Source organism: Paenibacillus taichungensis, assembly GCF_047302525.1.
Classification (GTDB): Bacteria; Bacillota; Bacilli; order Paenibacillales; family Paenibacillaceae; genus Paenibacillus; species Paenibacillus taichungensis_B.
In genome coordinates, this window is record NZ_CP168020.1 from 4,556,970 (window position 1) to 4,579,096 (window position 22,127).

General features: G+C 47.9%; 17 protein-coding genes. All 17 read right to left on the bottom strand.

Annotated elements, in window-relative coordinates; translation table 11 throughout:
- Positions 1-30 precede the first annotated feature (30 nt).
- On the bottom strand, positions 31-1,314 hold the full coding sequence (ftsA, locus tag ACDJ58_RS20420; protein ID WP_063566981.1) for a cell division protein FtsA: 1,284 nt from the start codon (positions 1,312-1,314) through the stop codon (positions 31-33).
- Between the two features lie 294 nt (positions 1,315-1,608).
- Entirely contained in the window at positions 1,609-2,376 is a 768-nt protein-coding gene (locus ACDJ58_RS20425; protein ID WP_413372638.1) for a cell division protein FtsQ/DivIB, read from the bottom strand.
- A 58-nt stretch (positions 2,377-2,434) separates the two neighbouring features.
- Positions 2,435-3,718: a UDP-N-acetylglucosamine 1-carboxyvinyltransferase gene (gene murA, locus ACDJ58_RS20430; RefSeq protein WP_413372639.1), complete on the bottom strand. Its 1,284-nt coding sequence runs from the start codon at positions 3,716-3,718 to the stop codon at positions 2,435-2,437.
- Between the two features lie 17 nt (positions 3,719-3,735).
- Complete coding sequence (gene murB / locus ACDJ58_RS20435; protein ID WP_376036363.1) at positions 3,736-4,641, bottom strand: UDP-N-acetylmuramate dehydrogenase; 906 nt, start codon at positions 4,639-4,641, stop codon at positions 3,736-3,738.
- 148 nt (positions 4,642-4,789) lie between these two features.
- Positions 4,790-5,899 (bottom strand): undecaprenyldiphospho-muramoylpentapeptide beta-N-acetylglucosaminyltransferase, encoded by a 1,110-nt coding sequence (gene murG, locus ACDJ58_RS20440; protein ID WP_063566985.1) that lies wholly within the window; start codon positions 5,897-5,899, stop codon positions 4,790-4,792.
- 7 nt (positions 5,900-5,906) lie between these two features.
- The gene (gene spoVE / locus ACDJ58_RS20445) at positions 5,907-7,004 is read right to left on the bottom strand and encodes a stage V sporulation protein E (RefSeq protein ID WP_413372640.1); all 1,098 of its coding nucleotides are present in this window, start codon (positions 7,002-7,004) and stop codon (positions 5,907-5,909) included.
- 48 nt (positions 7,005-7,052) lie between these two features.
- Complete coding sequence (murD, locus tag ACDJ58_RS20450; protein WP_413372641.1) at positions 7,053-8,474, bottom strand: UDP-N-acetylmuramoyl-L-alanine--D-glutamate ligase; 1,422 nt, start codon at positions 8,472-8,474, stop codon at positions 7,053-7,055.
- 3 nt (positions 8,475-8,477) lie between these two features.
- Entirely contained in the window at positions 8,478-9,446 is a 969-nt protein-coding gene (gene mraY, locus ACDJ58_RS20455; RefSeq protein ID WP_063566988.1) for a phospho-N-acetylmuramoyl-pentapeptide-transferase, read from the bottom strand.
- Positions 9,447-9,458: 12 nt separating this feature from the next.
- Positions 9,459-10,871, bottom strand: a complete 1,413-nt coding sequence (locus tag ACDJ58_RS20460) for a UDP-N-acetylmuramoyl-tripeptide--D-alanyl-D-alanine ligase (RefSeq protein ID WP_413379763.1) — start codon at positions 10,869-10,871, stop codon at positions 9,459-9,461.
- Positions 10,871-12,358 (bottom strand): UDP-N-acetylmuramoyl-L-alanyl-D-glutamate--2,6-diaminopimelate ligase, encoded by a 1,488-nt coding sequence (locus ACDJ58_RS20465; protein ID WP_413372642.1) that lies wholly within the window; start codon positions 12,356-12,358, stop codon positions 10,871-10,873. The genes ACDJ58_RS20460 and ACDJ58_RS20465 overlap by 1 nt, the downstream gene beginning before the upstream one ends.
- A 130-nt stretch (positions 12,359-12,488) precedes the next feature.
- Positions 12,489-14,453: a stage V sporulation protein D gene (locus ACDJ58_RS20470; protein ID WP_053781224.1), complete on the bottom strand. Its 1,965-nt coding sequence runs from the start codon at positions 14,451-14,453 to the stop codon at positions 12,489-12,491.
- 93 nt (positions 14,454-14,546) lie between these two features.
- Entirely contained in the window at positions 14,547-16,877 is a 2,331-nt protein-coding gene (locus ACDJ58_RS20475; RefSeq protein WP_413372643.1) for a penicillin-binding transpeptidase domain-containing protein, read from the bottom strand.
- Between the two features lie 50 nt (positions 16,878-16,927).
- Complete coding sequence (locus tag ACDJ58_RS20480; RefSeq protein WP_113053846.1) at positions 16,928-17,356, bottom strand: hypothetical protein; 429 nt, start codon at positions 17,354-17,356, stop codon at positions 16,928-16,930.
- Between the two features lie 27 nt (positions 17,357-17,383).
- Entirely contained in the window at positions 17,384-18,334 is a 951-nt protein-coding gene (gene rsmH, locus ACDJ58_RS20485) for a 16S rRNA (cytosine(1402)-N(4))-methyltransferase RsmH (protein ID WP_413372644.1), read from the bottom strand.
- Between the two features lie 18 nt (positions 18,335-18,352).
- A complete protein-coding gene (gene mraZ / locus ACDJ58_RS20490) occupies positions 18,353-18,790 on the bottom strand; it encodes a division/cell wall cluster transcriptional repressor MraZ (protein ID WP_413372645.1) in 438 nt (145 codons plus the stop codon).
- A gap of 275 nt (positions 18,791-19,065) precedes the next feature.
- The gene (locus ACDJ58_RS20495) at positions 19,066-20,331 is read right to left on the bottom strand and encodes an adenosylhomocysteinase (protein WP_413372647.1); all 1,266 of its coding nucleotides are present in this window, start codon (positions 20,329-20,331) and stop codon (positions 19,066-19,068) included.
- A 45-nt stretch (positions 20,332-20,376) separates the two neighbouring features.
- Entirely contained in the window at positions 20,377-22,008 is a 1,632-nt protein-coding gene (bshC, locus tag ACDJ58_RS20500; protein ID WP_413372649.1) for a bacillithiol biosynthesis cysteine-adding enzyme BshC, read from the bottom strand.
- Positions 22,009-22,127: the final 119 nt, after the last annotated feature.

Genomic DNA, 22,127 nt, shown 5'->3' on the forward strand with positions numbered 1-22,127 from the left:
TCAAGAATTGTATGAAATGGATTCAACCTGTTATATAAATTCGCTGAACATATTTTTCAGCCGTTCGAACAGACCTGGTTTTTGCTCCGATTCCTGGGCCGCATTCGGCTTAGGACGGTTGGTCGGTTTTTTGTTGTTATTATTGTTGTTGTTGTTTCCACCGCCGTTGTTGATCGAGGGACGAATACGCAAACTGCGGATTACACTGTGCAAAATGCCGACTCCGCTCGTGAAGCCAGGGTCACGCACACCGATATAATCCGGCACCGCAACTCGTACCGAAGCAGCAAGCTCATGCTGAGCTACCTGCAGAACACCCGGCATAGAGACCGTACCTCCCGTTAGTATATAACCTCCAGGAAGATCATTGTAACCAAGACGCTTCACTTCTTGAGAAATCATCTGGAATATTTCTTGAACCCTCGGTTCGATAATAGCCGCCAGATCCTCTTGAGAGAATTCCTTGTCTACGTTGCTGCCGATCCGTGTTACTTTGAACATGACATCCGCAGCAGCATCATCCAGCCATGCGCAGCCATATTTCAGTTTCACCTTTTCGGCTTGATCTGTTAATGTACGCAGACCATAGGCAATGTCATTAGTTACAAACTCCCCACCGATAGGCAGCGTTGAAGTTGCGACGAGACTGTCTTCTTCAAAGATGGCAATGGTTGTAGCCCCTGCTCCGATATCAACAAGCACGGAACCCATCGTTTTTTCATCCTTGGACAATGCCAGCTGACCTGCTCCAAGTGACATGAGTACCAAATCACTTACTTTCAGACCCGCTTTTTCCACGCAGCGCAAAAGATTATGTATCGCGGTTTTTGCACCCGTAATGATGGTCGCCTCTACTTCCAGACGAACACCAATCATACCACGGGGGTCCTGTATGCCCTCCAAGCCATCTACAACATACTGCTTGGCTACAACATCAATAATTTCCCGTTCCGGTGGAACCGCAATCACTTCGGCTGCTTTCAACACCCGCTCCATGTCTTCTTCTCCGATTTCACGATCCTCGTTAGACACTGCCACGACGCCGTGACTGCTCATCAGTCCGATATGATTTCCCGAGATTCCAACATATACTTCGGATATTTGAATACCTACCATACGTTCTGCATGATCCACTGCATTACGGATCGATTGCACCGTTTGATCGATATCTACGATTACACCTTTGCGAATTCCCTCCGAGTCGGCAGATCCAACTCCAATAATATTAAAGGTTCCATTATTCATTTCCCCAATAATAGCGCGAATTTTGGATGTACCGATGTCCAAACTAACAATGATGTCATTGTTGCTCAAGTCTGTGGCACCTCCTGACTCCAAATAGTAAAATACGTTCGGGTTTAAACACTCTTAAAATATATTCAACACACTTTAGGCTTTCCCTCTTTTTTCTACAATTTTTTTGGGTGCCAAGATCTGGTTGCGAGACATAAAACCTTGAAGAAAAAAGAAGGAGGCAACTCAAGTGCCATAAGTTCAAGTGTATCATTTTTTCTTCGTCTCAGAAAGAACAACTTTCAGTGGATAAAAGGGGCTAAACCCCGATCCCGCCTGGTTTTGATTACTTCTCAACCGAATAAAAGGTGGAAATCAGGGAGTTGCTCCTGGTTCAGCATCTTCTTCCGGGTTATCCGGAATGAAAGGCACGTACGTATCAGCCTCCAGCATCGTGATTTTCCCTGGCCGTTCCGTCTCAATGACCTGGTTGAGATACTCTACCTTATTGGACAATAGAGAAACGGTTGTAATCACTTCAAACTGTGACTTGGTATACATCCGAATCTGATCCGGGAATGAAGGTGTAGGATTCGGAATAATCTCTGAAATATCCGTCGTTAATTCATTCGGGATCTTGGCCAACGTTTCACTCAGCTTGGCCTTGAGCGGATCATCCGCCTTCCACTGGGTCAAAATCGGTTTCTCTACGGCAACTCCAATGGTGGCAGGAACCGTTAAGCTTGTCCCGCTTGCCAGTATGGCTTTTAGCGTACCGTCAGAACCAAGTTCATACGCAACCGTTGGATATTCCTGCACCTTGATAAGAATAGTCCCGGGAAATTGTTTATCCACAGTTACGGTTGATATAGCCTTGATCGTTTTCAGTCGCTCAATCACATCAGCAGAGGTTGTCCCAAAAAACTGTTCGCCCTCCTTCAGACCGCTTTTCTCCAGCAGTTCCGAAGTTGTTGTGTATACATTACCCGTAATCTCAATTGCCGAAATCCGACTCATCGAAGAACGAAAAAAAAGTACAGCAAGTAATACAATAAAAAGAAGTAAAAGAATAAAAACAATTTTACGGCTTGTGTTTCGTTTAGGCCGATTCTTCTTCAGAACCGGAATTTGACTTTTAGGCATAGGTCGCGCTCCACAAAGCCTCCGGCCCCCTTCCCTTAAGAAGGGGACTCAAAGGACGTTAATTGGCAAAATCCAGCTGCTTCGAAACGGGGGACTGTCGCTCAACCGAAGCTCCAAGGCTCTGAAAGAGCTTCTCGATACGATCGTACCCTCTATCAATATGATGCACTTGCTCCACAACCGTTTTTCCCTGGGCAGCAAGGCCAGCAATGACTAGTGCTGCACCTGCACGCAGATCGGTTGCTTCCACTGTAGCCCCGTACAAACGGGGAACGCCACGGATAAATGCTGCATTCAGGTCTACCGAAATGTCGGCTCCCATGACATTCAGCTCATCCACATGTTTGAACCGACCCTCGAATACCGTTTCCTTCATCACACTGAAGCCGTCTGCCAGACTGAGCAGCACCATAATTTGCGACTGCAGGTCTGTTGGAAATGAAGGATACGGAGAAGTCACAATGCGGTCAACTGATTTGGGACGGCTCATACAGCTCACCGTCATTATATCATTGCAGACTGTGATTTGAACACCAGTACGCTTCAACACATGTATAAGGGAAGTAAGATGGGCCGGATTGCAGTGTGTAAGCGTTACATTCCCTCTCGTTGCTGCGGCTGCAATCATCACCGTTCCTGCAACGATCCGATCAGGTATAATTTCGTAAGAACAAGGCTTGAGTTTCTCCACACCATTAATGGTAATCGTATCCGTTCCAGCACCGATAATCCGTGCACCCATAGCATTCAGAAAATGTTGCAAATCCTGTATCTCAGGTTCTCTGGCTGCATTAAATATCGTTGTTGTACCCTCAGCCGTAACAGCAGCCATCATAATATTTTCTGTGGCTCCTACACTGGGGAAATCCAGATGAATGTCTGTACCCACCAGCTTGCGCCCGCGGCATATGATCTGCTGATCCAACTCTTCAATCGAAGCTCCGAGCGTCTCAAGGCCCCGAAGGTGAAGATCAATTTTACGTTCCCCAATGGCACAGCCACCTGGCTGGTACACGGATACTTGCCCAAACTTAGCCAGCAATGGTCCCATCAAAAAAATGGAAGAACGCATCTGCTTCATGAGATCCTCAGGCACATCATATGACCGGATGGACGATGTATCTATCGTCACTGTTCCCTGTTCATGCCGACACGTGCATCCAAGTCGTTCCAGGATATACAGCATCACTTCAATGTCCAGCAAGTGTGGAACGTTGTGCAGCGTAACTTCTCCGTCTGCCAACAAACTTGCGGCCATGATCGGTAAAGCGGCATTTTTTGCTCCATGGATGCGTATGGATCCTGAGAGGGGTTTCCCGCCTTCAATCACCAATTTGTCCAATGTATCACCTCCGGGGTTTACCGTTCACCCACTACGAAGACTTCCGGTACCAGGTTAATACCGTTTTGAGATGATATAGTGTTCTGAATCTGCTGCATTAGGGTGATAACGTCCTCTGCTGTTGCTTGGCCTGTATTGACAATGAAATTGGCATGCATGGTGGATACCTGTGCGCCTCCTTGAGTCATACCCTTTAGCCCCGCTGCTTCAATCAGGCGGGCGGCATGATCACCAGGAGGATTTCGGAACACGCTGCCAGCACACGCCATCTGCAGTGGCTGTGTACGGCGTCTACGGTCTTTATAAGCCGCCATCGATTCCGAAATGACTTTGCGTTCTCCCTGCTGGAGTGCAAATGTAGCCTCCAGCACGATGCCTCTCCGGTCATGCAGAACAGAGTGGCGATAGGCAAATTCCATGTCCTCCTTGCTGTAACGTACCAATTCCCCTGTCTCCAGTACAATCTCAGCGGATTGAAATATCCGTGACACATCCGATCCATGGGCACCAGCATTCATATATACGGCTCCGCCGACTGTTCCGGGGATGCCGCTGCCAAATTCCAAACCGGTCCACTCTTTCTTTGCAGCAACAACACTGAGTTTAACAAAGGAATGTGCCGCTCCGGCAGTTACCCCGCCCTCGTGAAACTCGGCATAATCAAAGCCTTCTCCCGGTTTCACGACAACTCCGCGTATTCCCTTGTCAGACACCAACATGTTTGAACCCCGTCCAAGCTGCATCCATGGGATCTGATGTTTGTGCAGCAATTGGATGAGATTGACCATCTGCTCCTTGTTTTCCGGTATGACCAGCGCATCTGCAGGACCGCCGATCTTCCATGTGGTGTATTTGGCTAGCGGCTCGTTTTCAAGAACTTTGCCGACATTGTTCTGGGATAGTAACGATATCCACTGCTGCATATTAACATCCTCCTTTACTTCAAAACCGATGAGCACGGCAATTTTCGTTGCTGCAAGCCGTGTTGCGGCGCCATGGAACGATTGTCACGATTTATAGGGTATCTTATGTCAGTCCCGCCGTGTGTGTGACAATCGCCCAAAACGCACTTTAACGCCCTGCAGCAAGACGCCGAATCTCGCTCACAAGTACCTCGGCTGCATCAGGTTTCCCCAGTTCCCTGGAGGCTTCCGCCATCCTTTTGCGCGCCGCTTCGTCATTCATAATTCCAGCAATCGCTTTATATAGCGCCTGGCCTGTCAGATCCTTCTCCAGCATCGTAAGCGATGCACCGCCACCCTCAAGCGTACGAGCATTCGCCTCCTGATGATTATTCGTCACGTTAGGTGACGGAATCAGAATGGATGGAATACCTAGAGATGTAATCTCGGCAAGGAATGATGCCCCTGCACGATTTACGATTAGCGACGTGCATGCAAGAACCTCAGGCATGTTGTGTACATAAGGCAGCACATGCAGATGATTTGGCATCGTTCCAAGGGAACTCCGGATCGCTTCACGCGTTTCATCAAAATATGAATCACCAGTCACATAGACCACGTGCACATCTTCAAGCTTGGCCAGCATCGGTGCCATATCCACCATGGCTTTATTGATTGCTTTCGCACCACGGCTACCACCAACCACAAGAACAACTCGGCTGTCCATGGGTACACCCAATGTCGCAAAACCACGATCGCGGCTAGCTTGAGCTACCGTTGTAGCCCTTGGATTCCCGGTATACACAACCCTTTTGGCTCCAGAGAATGCTTTCTCCGAACCCTCAAAACTAACAGCTACCGTGTCCACATACCGGGTAAGGAACTTGTTAGTTAACCCGGGAATGGCATTCTGCTCGTGAATAACACTTGGAATACCAAGTTTGGCTGCTGCATAAACGACAGGCCCACACACATAGCCCCCCGTACCGATGACAACATCGGGTTTGAATTCCTTGAGCATTTTCTTGGCTTTGCGTACACCTTGCAGAAATCTCATCACAGTCTTCACGTTGTCAAAGGACAATTTCCGGCGAAAACCTGTAATATCAATCGATTGAAACGGAATATTCTCTTGTGGCACCAGTTTGCTTTCCAGTCCACGGGTACCACCGATATATAAAAATGTCGAGTCGGGATTCTCCGCCTCACATTGCCTTGCTATAGCAACGGCCGGATAGATATGCCCACCGGTACCGCCGCCACTTAGAACGACTCGCATCGTACATTCACCTCGCATAACGGGATAAGTTCAATAAAATGCCTAACGCTGTCAACATCAAAGTCAGAGATGAACCGCCATAACTGATGAGTGGGAGTGTAATCCCCGTAACCGGCATAAGCCCGATCACAACGCCAATGTTGATAATGACCTGCACGGCCACCATACCCACAATGCCTACGCCCAACAGACTGCCAAAAGCATCCGGTACCGTCATCGCTACGCGCATCCCTCTCCACACCAAGACCAGAAACAGCAATAATACAATCATTCCACCAATAAAGCCAAGCTCTTCTGCCAAAATGGAAAAAATAAAATCCGTTTGCGGCTCGGGTACGTAGCTGTATTTTTGTCGACTCATACCCAGCCCCAAGCCCGCAAGTCCTCCCGGGCCGATCGCATATAAAGATTGAATAATCTGATATCCGGCACCAAGTGGATCAGACCACGGGTCCAAAAAAGCCGTTATTCGCTGCAATCTGTAAGGAGCTGCCGCAATCAGTCCGGCAAACCCTGCTATACCGCCGAGGGCAAGCAGTGATAGATGTTTCATCCGTGCTCCTGCTGTGAAAATAATCAGCATCGATGCACCCATCATCACGGTGCCTGTCCCCAAATCGGGCTGAAGCATAATAATGCCAAAGGCCAAACCAATCAAGCCGAGCGGTGGCAGAAGCCCCGTCGTGAACGTTTTGATTTTGCCGGGTTCCTTGCTTAACCAGTGAGCCAGAAACAAGATCATACCCAGTTTCATGAATTCTGAAGGTTGTATGCCGAATGAGCCAATGCCCAACCAGCTTCGTGCCCCTCCCCGAACCACTCCGATGCCAGGAATCAGCACCCCAATCAGCATTATAAAACAGGCAATCAGTATAGGCTTTGCATACTTTCTCCAGACCCGGTAGTCCACATTTGCCGTAACAAACATGGCAGCAAGTCCAAGTCCGGCGAACAGCAGCTGTCTTTTGACAAAGTAAAATGAATCACCATAGTCATGAAAAGCAAGCACCGAGCCCGCACTGTATACCATAATAATGCCGATGGCAAGCAATGCCAGAATACAAATTAGGAGCCAGAAATCCGGCGCCGGTCGCGTCTGTTTCATCAGGAGGCCACCCCTTGCATGGAAGTAGGGGCTTTTCCACCCCCCTACTTACAAGTTATGCGCCGCCTCTTTAAAAATGCGTCCCCGCTCTTCATAGGAAGCAAACATGTCCCAGCTTGCACACGCCGGTGATAACAAGACCACATCACCTGGAGCTGCAAACTGTGAAGCTTCCTGCACGGCAGCGGTTAACGTCCGGGCAGCGTCCTCCTCATTATCGACGACCTTAATTTGCTTTAATCCCGCCAGTTCCGCGACCTTTGCAATTTTCTCTCGTGTCTCTCCAATAGCAACCACAGCTTTCACCCGCTCTTGGAACAATGGCAGCAATTCCATCATGTCTGATCCACGATCCAGTCCTCCGGCAATGAGCACAACCGGTTCCTTGAATGAGTTCAGCGCCATTACGGTTGCTTTGGAGTTAGTCGCTTTGGAATTGTTGTAATAGTTAGCTCCATTATGTTCAAGTACATACTCAAGACGGTGTTCAACCCCCTTGAAGTCAGCCAGAGGCGCAGCAAGCACAGATGGGTCGGCTCCAGCGGACACAGCAATAGCTACTGCTGCCAATGCATTTCCCACATTAAATCGTCCTGGGAGTCCAATGTCTTCCACATCAATAATGACGTAATGGTTGCCCTGACCGTCTGCGTAGATCACCTGACGCTTCACATCATCCTCTTCCCCATCCACGTATGGAGGATCAGCATATACCCCTGCTTCAAGCTTTTCTGTCAGCGAGAATGGGAGCAGTCTTGCTTTGATATAAGGAACCAGTCCGCGGCATACCGGATCATCCCAGTTCAGGATAGCTACATCCTCCGGTTGTTGGTTGGAGAATAATTTGGCTTTGGAAGCCACATAATCATCCATGTCCCCATGGTAATCCAAATGAGTCTCCGCCACGTTTAGCAAACTGGCAATGCGCGGACGGAAATCGGATGTGCCTTTCAGTTGGAAACTGCTAAGCTCCACCACCATCCAGTTATCCGCAGAAGCCTGCTCTGCCGCCTCACACAATGGCGTTCCAATATTACCGGCAACGATAGGTTTCAAACCGGCAAGCTCTAACATGTTGCCTACCCACGTTGTTGTGGTCGTTTTTCCGTTAGAGCCAGTGATCCCGATCATAGGCGCAGCACATAGATGGTAAGCTACCTCCACCTCAGTCACCACTTCTATGCCTAAGGCAAGTGCCTGTTGCACAGGAGGCGCCTGATAAGGAATGCCCGGATTTTTGACTACAAGCTTCACATCACTATGAATCAGATCGTCCGGATGTCCCCCGCATACAACAGAAATTCCCAAAGCCTCCAATTCGGATGCTTCGGGACACTGTTCTCTCTCTTTTTTATCATTAACTGTAACTATTGCGCCGGCACGATCCAGCACTTTGGCAACCTGCACGCCGCTTTTGGCCAGTCCAAGCACAACCACTTGTTGCCCACGATATGATTCAGGATGATTCATTGTTTACAACCCCTTGTTGAGATAAAGTCCAAGAGCGGCCAAAATGGCACCTACCGCCCAAAAAGTAATGACAACTCGCCATTCCGACCAGCCACTCAGTTCAAAGTGATGATGAATCGGGCTCATTTTGAATACGCGTTTGCCACGAGTTTTGAAAGATACTACTTGAATAATAACGGACAGGATTTCGATGACGAAAATACCGCCAATGATGACAAAAAGAAGTTCTGTCTTCGTCACAATCGCAACGGCACCAATCGCACCACCAATTCCGAGCGAACCTGTATCTCCCATAAACACTTTGGCCGGGTGTGCGTTATATACCAGGAAACCAAGCACCGCACCAATCATCGCCGCCGCACATACCGCTGCTGGCATGGATGTTGCCTGCATCGCCACAATGGCAAATGCCCCAAATGCGATGGCGCTCACGCCGGACAGCAAGCCGTCCAGACCATCGGTAAAGTTAACTGCATTCGTGATGGCAAGCATCATGAATACCACAAACGGATAGTAGAACCATCCCGTCCAGTCAAAGGAGACTGATGTACCTGGAATCGATATGGCTGTACTGTGTCCATTCTGGATCAGCAAGTAGCACATCACTGCACTGAAGAACAACTGACCAATCATCTTTTGTCTAGCCGTCAGCCCCAGTGATCGTTTAAATACAATCTTGATGTAGTCATCCAGGAAACCAATCAGACCGAAGCCGAGTGTAGCCACCAGTAGGACGTAAAAGTCCGTATTTTTGACCGCTGAAAATTTCAAAAAGGCCAATGTGAACGCGAGTAAAATAACTACTCCGCCCATTGTAGGTGTTCCGCTTTTTTTCAGATGGCTCTGTGGCCCATCTTCCCGAACCTGCTGTCCGAACTTCATTCGACGCAGCAATGGAATCAAGAGCGGTGCGGCAATCACCGCCAAAATAAATGAAACACCGATTGTTAACAGTAATACCTGAAAATCCATGGGTTCACCCCTCTAGTCTACTCTATTCTGTAATGGAGCTATTTTTAGCGCTTCGACCACATCTTCCAGCTTCATGCCCCGGGAGGCCTTAAACAAGACAACATCTCTGGATTGGAGATTCTCCAGTAGATATAGGGTCAATTCTTCCTTGCTCTCAAAAGTGTGTACGGCTTCTGCTGGCATGTTTTGTCTTGCTCCTTCTGCGATACTCGCAGATAAAGGGCCATAAGCCAGCACCATATTCATTTTGTCGGGTGTGATATATTCACCGATTCCCCTATGGAGCTCATGCTCCTGAGGCCCCAGTTCTAGCATATCACCGAGCACGGCTACTTTGATCCGATACCCCTTGAGGCCCTCCAGCACATCCACAGCGGCTTTCATGGAGGTTGGACTAGCGTTGTAAGCATCATTGAGCATGGTCAAACCACTGACACCGTTAATAATCTCGATACGCATGCCGGTTAATTTCAAACGTGACAGTCCTGCTACAATCTGTTCAGCAGCCACTCCAAAATGACGGGCAACCGCTAATGCAGCAAGACAGTTGACCACATTATGTGTTCCCAATAATGGCAGTGTAAGAGCACCCTCTCCAGACTGCTTGGTTGTAAACGCGACCCCGCTCTGTGCATTCATAATGCCGGTAGGATAATCATCATTATCCGTCTGCAAGCCAAATGTATACCGCTGAAGTCCTTCAGGCAGCTTAGTGGCTGGCTCTGCCAGAACCTGCTCAATCAACGGTTCGTCTCCGTTGTAGATTAGTAACCCGCCTGGTTTCATGCCAGCAGCAATTTCAACTTTTGCCCGAGCAATCTCCAATCGAGATCCCAGTTGAAGTAGATGGGATTCTCCAATATTCGTGATGATTGCGACATCCGGCTGGGCAATTAAAGATAATTCTTCAATCTCCCCTCGGCCGCTCATGCCCATCTCCAGAATTACGATCTCAGTGTCCGGTTCCATACTAAGTACGGTAAGCGGCAAACCAATATGGTTATTGAAGTTGCCTTGGGTCTTATGCACTTTGAACGTTGTAGACAGAATGGCATCCACAATGTCCTTTGTTGTTGTTTTACCATTGCTGCCTGTAATGCCTACAACGGAAGCTTTGTTTTCTCTTAAATAGGAGGACGCAAGCTCCTGCAATGCAACCAGGGTATCCTCCACAATAATCACAGCACCTTGAGGTGCAGTTCCGTGATCCTTTTGCCATAATGCCCCGGCAGCGCCCTTCTCTACACAGGTTTGCACAAATTCATGTCCGTCAAACCTTTCGCCCACAAGCGGGATAAAGAGACTACCTCGAACGGGCTTACGCGAATCTGTAAATACACCTTCAACACCAACATCACCATAGGCAGCAACGTCAGTTAGTGTTCCTCCACACATCTCGGCCAATTGTGCCAATGTTCTTTTTATCAATTGGATTTGCCCCTTATCGCTTCTTTCGCTATGATCCGATCGTCAAAGTCCGTCTTGGTTGTGCCGATAATTTGATAGGTCTCATGCCCCTTGCCCGCAATCAATACTACATCGGCAGGGCTTGCCATTTCAATAGCTTCATGAATCGCCTGGCGCCGGTCCACAATCATCGTATAACGGTCCGATTGAATAGCATCTTCAATCAGGCCCTGTTCAATATCCTTGAGAATCAGATCGGGATCTTCTGTCCGCGGATTATCGGAAGTAACAAATACGATATCGCTATACTTCGCTGCAATTTTGCCCATTAGAGGCCGCTTCGTACGATCTCGGTCACCACCACATCCAAATACGCAGATCACACGGCCTTCAGCAAATTCCTTCACCGTCCGCAATACGTTCTCCAGGCCATCTGGGGTATGAGCGTAGTCAACAATGACAGCAAACGACTGTCCTTCGTCAACAGCCTCAACACGTCCATCTACGCCGGGTACCGTCTCCAAGCTACGTTTGATCTCCTCCAGCGGAATGTCTTCAACCAGAGCAGCAGCGATGGCAGCCATTGCGTTGTACACATTGAATTTGCCTACCATGCGTAAACGAATATCGGTGCTGCCTCTAAATGTGTCTACATGGAAGGAAGTACCTTGTGAGGTGATTGAAATCTGGGATGCGCGTACATCCGCATTTTCCTCCATGCCATATGTAATTACTTCAGCTGCCGTTACAGATATAAAATAGGCTGCAGCGGGATCATCTGCGTTGATCACTGCAAATTTGCGCTTGGAAGCATCCGTAGTATATCCGTTACCCAACCGTGCAAAGAACAGTCCTTTGGCTCCGCGATATTCTTCCATGGAATGATGGTAATCCAGATGATCCTGCGTCAGATTGGTAAATACCGCCGTACGGAATTCCGTCCCCTTCACCCGACCTTGCTCCAAAGCGTGGGAGGAAACTTCCATAACACAACAGTCCGTGCCCGCTTGGACCATATCATTCAGACTGCGCTGTAGATCAAGTGCTTCCGGTGTAGTACCTGACATCGGGTACGTGCGCCCGTCATAGCGCATTTGAATAGTCCCGATTAATCCTGTTTTTTGACCAAAGTCACTCATGATTTTTTCAATTAAATAGGTAGTCGTTGTTTTTCCGTTGGTTCCCGTTACACCAATCATATTCATCTTGCGGCTTGGTGAGTCAAAAAAGGAATCCGCCAGTACAGCCATAGCGAAACGACTGTCTTTTACGAGCAGCTGTGGAACAGGCACATCCAGCTCTCGTTCCACAACCAGAGCGACAGCTCCAGCATTTACTGCCTTCTCAGCATAGTCATGTCCGTCAACCGTATGTCCTGGAAGACAGATAAACAGATCTCCCGGTTGTACCTGGCGAGAATCTGTCTGTAGGTTTTGACATTCTGTATTTGGTTCGCCAATGACACGGGCGGTTGTCAGCATTGATGAAATTTGTTTTAAAAGCACATGAATAACCTCACTTTTTCCAAGTTTACTTCAATTTCAACATATCTCTGTATTCATTATTATCGTCAATACAGCCAATTAATGAAACGCAACTCAGTGCATTTTGTTGCGGTGGGGATCAAGAGCCCCATCAGGGCTCTTGTCCTTCCTCCTTGGTATGATCATGAATATCATTCAGAACATCACCCATATAGATGCGTATAGTAGAACCCTGATCAACCCGTGCTCCTGGCTTTGGAGCCTGGTTAATGACATATTTCCCACTGCCGGATTTGGCCAACATAAAGTTCATATTCAGATCCTCATACAGGTCTTCGACCGTAGCTCCAGTCAGATCGGGAACCGTCACGATTTTGGTTTCTCCATACTTGTATTCTTTGGCTACCTGATCCTTCCGAACCGGAACATTCATATAATGCAACGCATCCTCCAGAATGTTCTGTACGATCGGTGCGGCAACCACGCCGCCGAACTGAATCCCTTTCGGGTTATCCACCGCAGTATACACAACAATCTGCGGATCATCCGCAGGAGCAAAACCGATAAAGGATACAATATGCTCGGTAGAGGAATAACGTCCATTGATTACCTTCTGGGCTGTACCCGTTTTGCCGCCAACCCGGTATCCATCAATAAACGCCGGACGTCCCGTACCCTTGGCAACGACACTCTCTAGTGCTTCTCGCACTTGCTTGGACGTATCTTCCGAGATGACTTGACGAACTAGTTCCGGCTTGGCCTCTTCCATCACTTCACCCGTTTCCGGATGAACCCATGCCTTCGTAACATAAGGCTTGTATAGTTTACCACCATTAATAGCTGCCGACACAGCCGCTACTTGCTGAATCGGTGTAACGGATACCCCTTGACCAAAAGCAGTGGTCGCAAGCTCCACAGGTCCGACCCGTGACAGTTTGAACAGAATTCCGCTGGCCTCACCGCTCAGATCGATGCCTGTTTTGGTGCCGAATCCGAAGTCTTTAATATAGGAGAATAATGATTCTTTGCCCAGTCTCTGACCCAGTGCAACAAATCCAGGGTTGCAGGAGTTCTCCACAACTTGGAGGAAGGTCTGACTTCCATGGCCGCCCTTTTTCCAGCAACGCAGGCGTGCGCCTCCTACTTCAACAAATCCGGGATCATAGAACTGATCCTGCGTCAGATTTACTTTTTTCTCTTCAAGTGCTGCTGCGAGTGTAATAATTTTAAACGTTGAACCTGGTTCGTACGTCATCCAGATCGGTAAATTCCGGTTGTATACATCGGCCGGATATTGCTGATAATCGGCTGGTTCGTATCCGGGTCTACTGGCCATGCCAAGGATTTCACCCGTCTTAGGGTTCATTGCAATGGCAAGCGCCGAGTTAGCCTGGAACTTGACCATAGCCTGATCCAGCTCGCGTTCCATGATGGACTGAATCGATTTATCAATAGTCAGCTTCAGGTTCAGACCATCCTTTGGTTCCACATACTTCTCAGATGAGCCCGGCATAAGCCTTCCGGCCGCATCGGACAAGTAGGACACACTGCCATTCAAACCGTTCAGTTTATCATCATACTTTTTCTCTACACCCGTTAAGCCCTGATTATCAATGCCTGTAAAACCAAGAATATGAGCCGCCAGATCATCATAAGGATAAAAGCGTTTATTATCCTCAGCAACAACGATACCCGGAAGCTTCAAATCACGGATGTGCTGAGCCTTCTCCATCGTAATTTTGCGGCCACCGGGTTGTAGTCGTACAATTAGTTCTCTTTTCTTGATGGTTGCCAGCACTTTCTCTTCGGTCATACCCAGCAAAGGAGCCAGTGCTCTTGCTGTTGTCTCCGCTTCCTTCACCTGGGCAGGAATCGCCATAATGGTTGGTGTGGTTATATTGTAGGCGAGAGAGGTTCCATTTCGATCCAGGATCTCTCCCCGTTTGGCTGAATAAGGAATATTCCGCCGCCAAGACTCTTCCGCTTTCGCAGATAGTTCCGGTCCTTTCCCTAACTGTACATAAGCAAGCCTGATCACCAAGGCTGAGAATAACAGAACTAAAATCACTAAACTCCATAACAACCTGCGCCGCAGATTTACGCTTGACCCCTTCACGAAAAGATCCCCCCACTCGTCCCAAAATCATGATTGTGTTCAATTCATGAATATTCAGGACAACCGGGGGTTAGAACAAGCTGTCTGTGATCTCTATGGAAGCGAAGCCCCGTCCGATGTGTTATCAGACGATTTTGTCTCATTTAAAGGTGGATTTGTAGTATCCGTTTTGCCCGTTTCTTCGGTGTTACCCGTTCCATCAGCTGCTCCCTGATTGATAGTCTCGTCCCCTAATGCTGGATCAGAAGACTCGGGAGCTTCATCTGCTATACCGGTAACTGCCGCTTTGGCCGTCTGCAGCACAAGCTCAACCGTTCTCTGTTCGCCTGCCACCTGCTCCGTTTGCTTCACCACATATCCTTCACCTTTAACGGTCACGCCCACTTTCATGAGGGAGAGCACTTCAAGTGCATCTCGTAGAGATTCGCCAGTCAGATCAGGGATCTTCATTTTGCTGCTCTCTTCGGTCAACAGGTAGATTCGTTGGCCAGGATTCATGGCTGCACCCGCCACAGGATACTGGCGAATAACATTTTCACCCTGACCAAGCGTCTCATAGGCAATTCCTGCGTTCAATAGTTGGCTTCTAGCCTGTTTGGCTGTCTTACCTGACAGATCAGGAGCTTTAGCTTGAACGACCGGCGTTGTTTTTGACTTTTTGTCAGTGGTCTTTACTGTATCTTTGGGAACTCCCATGTACTGAAGAGTCTGGCTCACAATCTTCTTGAATACCGGAGCAGCTGCAGTACCTCCGCCAATATTGGAACCATCTGGCTGGTCAATTACAATCAACATCGCGATTTTGGGATTATTAACGGGTGCAAATCCAATAAACGAAACGACGTCTTTGGATTTACTGTATTCCCCGTTCACTACTTTTCTAGCAGTACCCGTTTTACCTGCCACACGGTATCCTTCGATATAAGCATTGCGCCCTGTACCAATCGTTTGGTCAGCTACAACCTGTTCCAGATACCCGCTCACCAGTTTGGAAGACTCCTTGGAAATGACCTGACGAACAACCTTCGGCTTGATTACTTCTGATGTACCGTCATTCGGATTAATAATTTCCTTAACCAGATGCGGTTCCATAAGTTTGCCGCCGTTGGCAATGGCCGAAATGGCTGCTACCTGCTGGATTGGCGTTACTTGTACAAGACCATGACCGTATGCTGCTGTGGCAATTTCCGATTTATAAACCAGCGGCTTGATTGGTGAAGCCGATTCACTCGGCAGATCAATGCCCGTCTTTTTACCAAAACCGAATTGGTCTATGTAATGACGCAAACGTTCACCGCCAAGCATGTTATATCCCAGATTAACAAACGCAATGTTACTTGAACGTTTGACACCTTCCAAGTAGGAGATCCGGCCATAGGCGTGACCGTTATCACTGATTGGATAGCCACCGATATAGATTCTCTTGGATTCAAACGTAGCATTCGGATCAAACAGCTTCTCTTCAACCGCACCCGCCAGAGTAACAATTTTAAAAGTAGACCCTGGTTCATAGATGGATTGTATCGCATGGTTGATAAAATTTTTCTGATCCGGCGTTTCCGCATACGTATTAGGATTAAAGGTCGGCCAATTGGCCATTCCTAAGATTTCCATCGTGTTAGGATCTGCTGCAATGACAGTCATGCTCAGTGGATTGTACTGGGCTACCGCTTCTTTCATTGCATCTTCGATGTAGTACTGAATTGTATCATCAATCGTCAGCTTCAGATTGTTCCCGTTTTGCGGAGGAAGATAATTATCCTGGGAATCAGGAAGCTTAATACCTTTTGCATCCTTCTGATAGTTCAGATAGCCATCTGTACCTGTAAGCTGTTCATCATAGGAGACTTCAAGTCCGTTAACAGCCTTGCCATCACGGCTCATGTATCCCAGCAAATGAGAGGCGAGCGTTTCTTCCGGATAATATCGCTTCGACTCCTGTGTCATGACAATCGCGTTTTGACCCTTGTAGTTATCTTTCAGTTCTTTGCGAAATTCTTCTACTTTAGCAGCCAAATCAGGGTTAATTTTATACCCTTCACTTCGCACTTCACGTTGTTGAAAGAATGTCCCATCTTGCTTTTTCGCTGTTACAAGTGCGCGCATTTCACTCTCGCTTTTACCCAATAAACTAGATAATTTGTCAATAACCACATCTTCAATCCCAAGTTGATTAATTATCTTTGGGTTTACAGACACCGTGTAAGCAGGCGCATCCGTGGCCAGAATGTTACCATTGCGGTCTGTGATTGTCCCGCGACTGGCCTTGATGGTTTGTTCGCGTTCGACCAAACCAGCCGCTCGCTCCTGCCAAATACCTCCATTAACAACCTGAATAAAAAATATGCGGGTTATCAATACAAGAAAAAAGAGGGTAATACATCCCCCTATAAGCAACGTGCGCATCTTTATTCTTTTTACCATCGGTACACCTCTTTTGCTTCAGCATTTTGTATGGCTTGATACAAAATGTTCTACTTATTTGCTGTATCCGAGGACGATTCAGTACCTGTCGAGTTCGTTGTACTTGTTGAGCGAGGTACAAAAATGACATCCTTACCGGAAGCCTCAACGTAACCAAGTTTGCGAGCATTCTCGATGACCAGATTGTTCAGTTTTTCTTTTTCCACTTGCAGATCTGCAATAGTTTTCTCTGCTTCTCTCACGTCAGACAACGTCGTCTGTGCCTGCTTATTCAGATCATAGATGTGAGCGTAACGCGACATCATAACACCACCCACAACAATGACTGCAACCAGAGTAATCAGATACAAAAATTTCTCGCGTGCCGGAAGACCGGTACGACGGGTTACCACTTTGGTGGTTTCCTTGTACCGCTGCTGGGTCACACGTTCTTGGGACGCCTTTTCTTTCACTGCCAGATTACCACGTGTATATGCCATACTCCGACTCTCTCCTCCGCTCTTGATTTACAGTTTCTCGGCTACGCGCAGCTTCGCTGAACGAGCACGGGAGTTTTCGGCCAGTTCCGTTTCCGTTGGAATCAGCGGCTTTCTGTTCACTAAACGCATGACACCCGTACCTCCGCAAACACACAACGGGAAATCGGGAGGGCATGTACATTTCTCCAGATAACTGCTAAAAATCTGTTTGCAAATTCGGTCCTCAAGTGAGTGAAAAGTAATAACAGATACACGTCCGCCTGGTGCCAAGCACCGAACGGCCTGATGTAACGCTTCTTCGAACGCGCCTAGCTCATCATTAACGGCAATTCGCAATGCCTGAAAGCTGCGTTTTGCAGGATGTCCTCCGGTACGACGAGCCGCCGCTGGAATCCCTTCTTTGATCAACTCCACCAGTTCGCCCGTAGTCTCAATTGTGGACTGCTTTCGTTTTTCAACAATGACACGAGCAATTCTTCTTGAGAATTTCTCTTCACCATAGCGATACAAAATGCGGGCTATCTCCTCTTCCGGCCATTCGTTAACAATCTCTTTGGCGGTAAGGGATGCGTCCTGATCCATGCGCATATCGAGTGGAGCGTCGTGATTGTAGCTAAATCCACGTTCTCCTTCATCGAATTGCGGCGATGATACCCCCAAGTCGTACAAAATACCATCTACCTGCGGCACGCCATCTCTCATCGGAACATCCAGTTCTTTCAGTACCTGTTCCAGATCACGGAAATTGGTTTTGACCAATGTAATCCGCTCTCCATACGGAGCCAATTTTTCACGCGCGTTATCCAAAGCCCAATCATCCTGGTCAAGTGCGATCAGACGCCCCCCTGGACCGAGCTTGGATGCAATCACGGAGCTATGTCCGCCACCGCCTAAAGTGCAGTCCACGTATATACCGTCCTGCTTGATGTTTAAACCCTCTGTTGCCTCTTCTTTGAGTACGGTTATGTGGTGAAACAACCTGCACCCCTCCTGACTTTATAGATCAAAATTAAAATCGACCAGCTTTTCGGCAATGTCGTTGAATGCTTCTTCGGATTGATTGAAATAACTCTCCCATATGCCTTTGCTCCAAATCTCCACCCGGTTCGACACGCCAAGAACAACGCAATCCTTGTCCAGCTTGGCATACTCTCTAAGATTGCCCGGCAAATTTACCCTGCCCTGTTTGTCCAATTCACATTCGGTGGCACCCGAGAAAAAAAACCGGGTAAACGCACGTGCATCGGATTTCATCAATGGCAGTGCTTTGAGCTTCTGTTCCATGCCCCCCCACTCCTCCATGGGGTACACGAAAAGACACTGGTCCAAACCCCGTGTGACAACGAAAGACGGTCCCAGAGATTCGCGGAATTTAGCCGGAATAATAACCCGACCCTTGTCATCAATGCTATGTTGGAACTCCCCCATAAACATTGGCCCACTCACTCCTCACCCGTTTCTCCCACTTTGCCCCACTTTCCACCACCTAAGCATAATAGATTCGCACAAAAAAATCAAAACCCTTCTTACTGGCTTTATTTTTTTTAATTTAATAATCGCAAAAAAACGTCTTTGATCCTGTCACTCAGGATCAAAGACGTTTCCCGTTTACGGGCAATCGCACGTACACCCGCATATGAGCCATATCATTAATAAACCATTTTAAACCCTTTGAAGCACTTAATCAGCTTGTAATTAATGGATGCCCCTTAGAATCTCCAGCTGTCCAGATATCTTTCCTGCTCGGCGGACAAGGAGTCGATGGCAATATTAAGGCTTTCCAGTTTGTAGCTGGCAACCTGTTGGTCAATGTCATAAGGTACATTAACAACGGTTTTACCCAGTTCCGCATAGTTCTCGCTCACATAACGCAGACCCAGCGCTTGCAATGCAAACGTTGTATCCATAATCTCGGCAGGGTGTCCATCGGCTGCACCCAGGTTTACGAGACGTCCTTCAGCCAGCAAATACATCTTACGGCCATCTTTGAAGCGATATTCTTCAATGTTGCGGCGTACGGTACGAATCGAATCGGAACGTTTAGCAAGTTCAGGTTTGTTTACTTCCACGTCAAAGTGACCCGCATTGCTAAGAATTGCTCCATCCTTCATCACATCGTAATGCTCTCCGGTGATCACATCTTTATTGCCGGTAACAGCGATGAAGAAATCACCCAATTTTGCAGCTTCCACCATCGTCATGACACGGAATCCGTCCATATGTGCTTCTACGGCTTTAATAGGATCAATTTCAGTTACGATAACATTTGCTCCGAGCCCTTTGGCACGCATCGCTACACCTTTACCACACCATCCATAACCCGCTACAACTACGTTCTTTCCTGCAACGACCAGATTGGTTGTACGGATGATACCATCGAATGCAGACTGACCTGTACCGTAACGGTTATCAAACAAGTATTTGCAATAAGCGTCATTGACTGCAACCATTGGGAAACGCAATTGTCCTTCTTTCGCCAAAGCTTTCAGACGAATGATGCCCGTTGTCGTTTCCTCTGCTCCGCCACGAATCGTGGCAGCTAGATCAGGACGTTCAGATGCAATAATAGTGGCAAAGTCTCCACCGTCATCAATAATCAGATCAGGTTTCACTTCAAGTGCACGGAGTTGCAGCTCTTTGAACTCTACAGGGTCCGGATTATGTTTGGCATACACGGTAACGCCGTCTTCCACTAGAGCAGCACAAACATCGTCCTGTGTTGACAATGGATTGCTGTGTGTAATCGTCACTTCTGCACCACCAGCTTGGATGACTTTCGCCAGATAAGCCGTTTTGGCCTCAAGATGAAGGCAAATAGCTACTTTCAAACCTTTAAACGGCAGATCCTGTTCAAATTGGCGACGAATGCGGTTCAACACCGGCATATGTGCTTCTACCCAATCAATTTTCAGATGCCCTTCCGAAGCGAGTCCCATATCCTTAACGATACTGTTTTGTAATGCAGGGGTAGTCATTCCTCATCCTCCTTGATTATCTATTCCTTCTATTATAAAAGGTCACTACAATGTGATCACTTGGTGTTGTCCACGGAATTCGTTCTGACTTTCAATCAGTTGTCCAATCCACTCGGTTCCATAACGGTTCAGGTAAAAGAGTGCGTTATGCACTCGTTCCTGTGGTTTGTTCATGGGAAAGAGTGAGTTTTGCATCCCGTTCCAGTGCCTTAGACTCACATTGTGCTTATCTTTGATGGCTTTGTGGGTCTGCTGTTGCAGATACTGCATCTGTTCGCTGATCTTGCCTACATTGGTATCTCCAATTCGGTCCAGACCAGGATGAATCTCTGCGATCTGATCAAGCAATGGACGATATAGATCAGCAAATGCTTGCTGAACGCGCTCGAATTGTTCATCGACCTGGAAGGTCTCCTGCTGTGCCAGCCATTGTTCCTTCTTTTCTTCCATATGATATTGAACGTCCTGGAAAGAAAGACCGTACTGCTTCATATGTTTGTGATGAACATCTTCCATAATGGTAAAGGACAGACGTGGAAGCAAGATAGGCATCTGCAACCCGAACCGGCCAAACGCTTCACGTGTCAATCCCCAATACGCGATCTCACCTTGACCCAAGATAACAGCCGCTACAGGTAAAATGGAATCTTGCATCAATGGCCTGGTCAATACATTGTTGCTAAACCGCTCGGGGTGTTCAGCCAGTTCCTGAAGCAGTCGCTTTTCTGTAAATGAAACCAGACCTTTACGGTCGCTGTACAAGCCGTCTTTCAACATCAGAAGCAACCGTGCCCCTTCATGTATGTAAAACAGATTGGCCCCATCTTCCGCGACTTCAGCAGGCATGGCATATCCGGCTTGTTCCAATGCGGAGGCACCTTGTGCATATGCTTGGCGTAATGTCCCATTTTCACGAATCAAACGCTCAAATATAGGCTGCTCAAGTCTGCGCAAGTCTGGATCTGCAGCATCCATCAGAATAAGTCCACTGCTGGCAAACAACGCTGAGATTAACCGTGCAAACGCATCACTCAGGTTCGAACTAGACTGATGGATCTCCGTAACCAGCTTCATTAATCCTGGTTTGTGCACCGTATCCGGTAACAGATGCTCCACCTGCTCCAGCACGGTCATCCATTGTTCCGTTTCCACATGGACATAACTCACAGAATCCCTGCCTGCAAACCGCCCTTGTAACTTGATCTTCGTCATGTCCCCGCTGGCGTCAGGCAAGTATGTGTGGTTGACTTCATCCCAGTCATGGTCTTCACCTGCAATCCAAAAAACGGGAACGACCGGCCGCTGTAGCCTGTTCTCCGCTTCCCTCGCAGCTGCAACTACACTTGCTGCTTTGTAAATTACAAACAACGGACCTGTAAGCAGGCCGCTTTGCTGCCCTCCCGTAACAACCAACGCATCTTGTTCCGCGAGACGTGTGATGGATTCATGGACTGCACCATGATCGTTCACCCGTTTATTATATATACGTAGATACTCTGCCAGACGTTGACGAGGAATACGTGTGTTCTCCGATTGGTCCAACCACTCGGCACGCGTATGAAGCCCCGATTCCCAGCGAATGTCATACTCGTAAAGGCCACGCGCAGCATCCCTTGAACAGACATAGTCTTCTGCAAGTCGCGTTCCGCTGCGGAGTGCCTCGGTAATACCTTTCATGAGGTCTGCCTCCTATTCTGCTTCAAAGAGCCTTTCTTGATTGTACCGAATGAGAGCCCTCTTCGTCAAAAGAAAGTGCATCAAAAAAATAAAAAACCGCCGAACAAAGTCGACGGTTT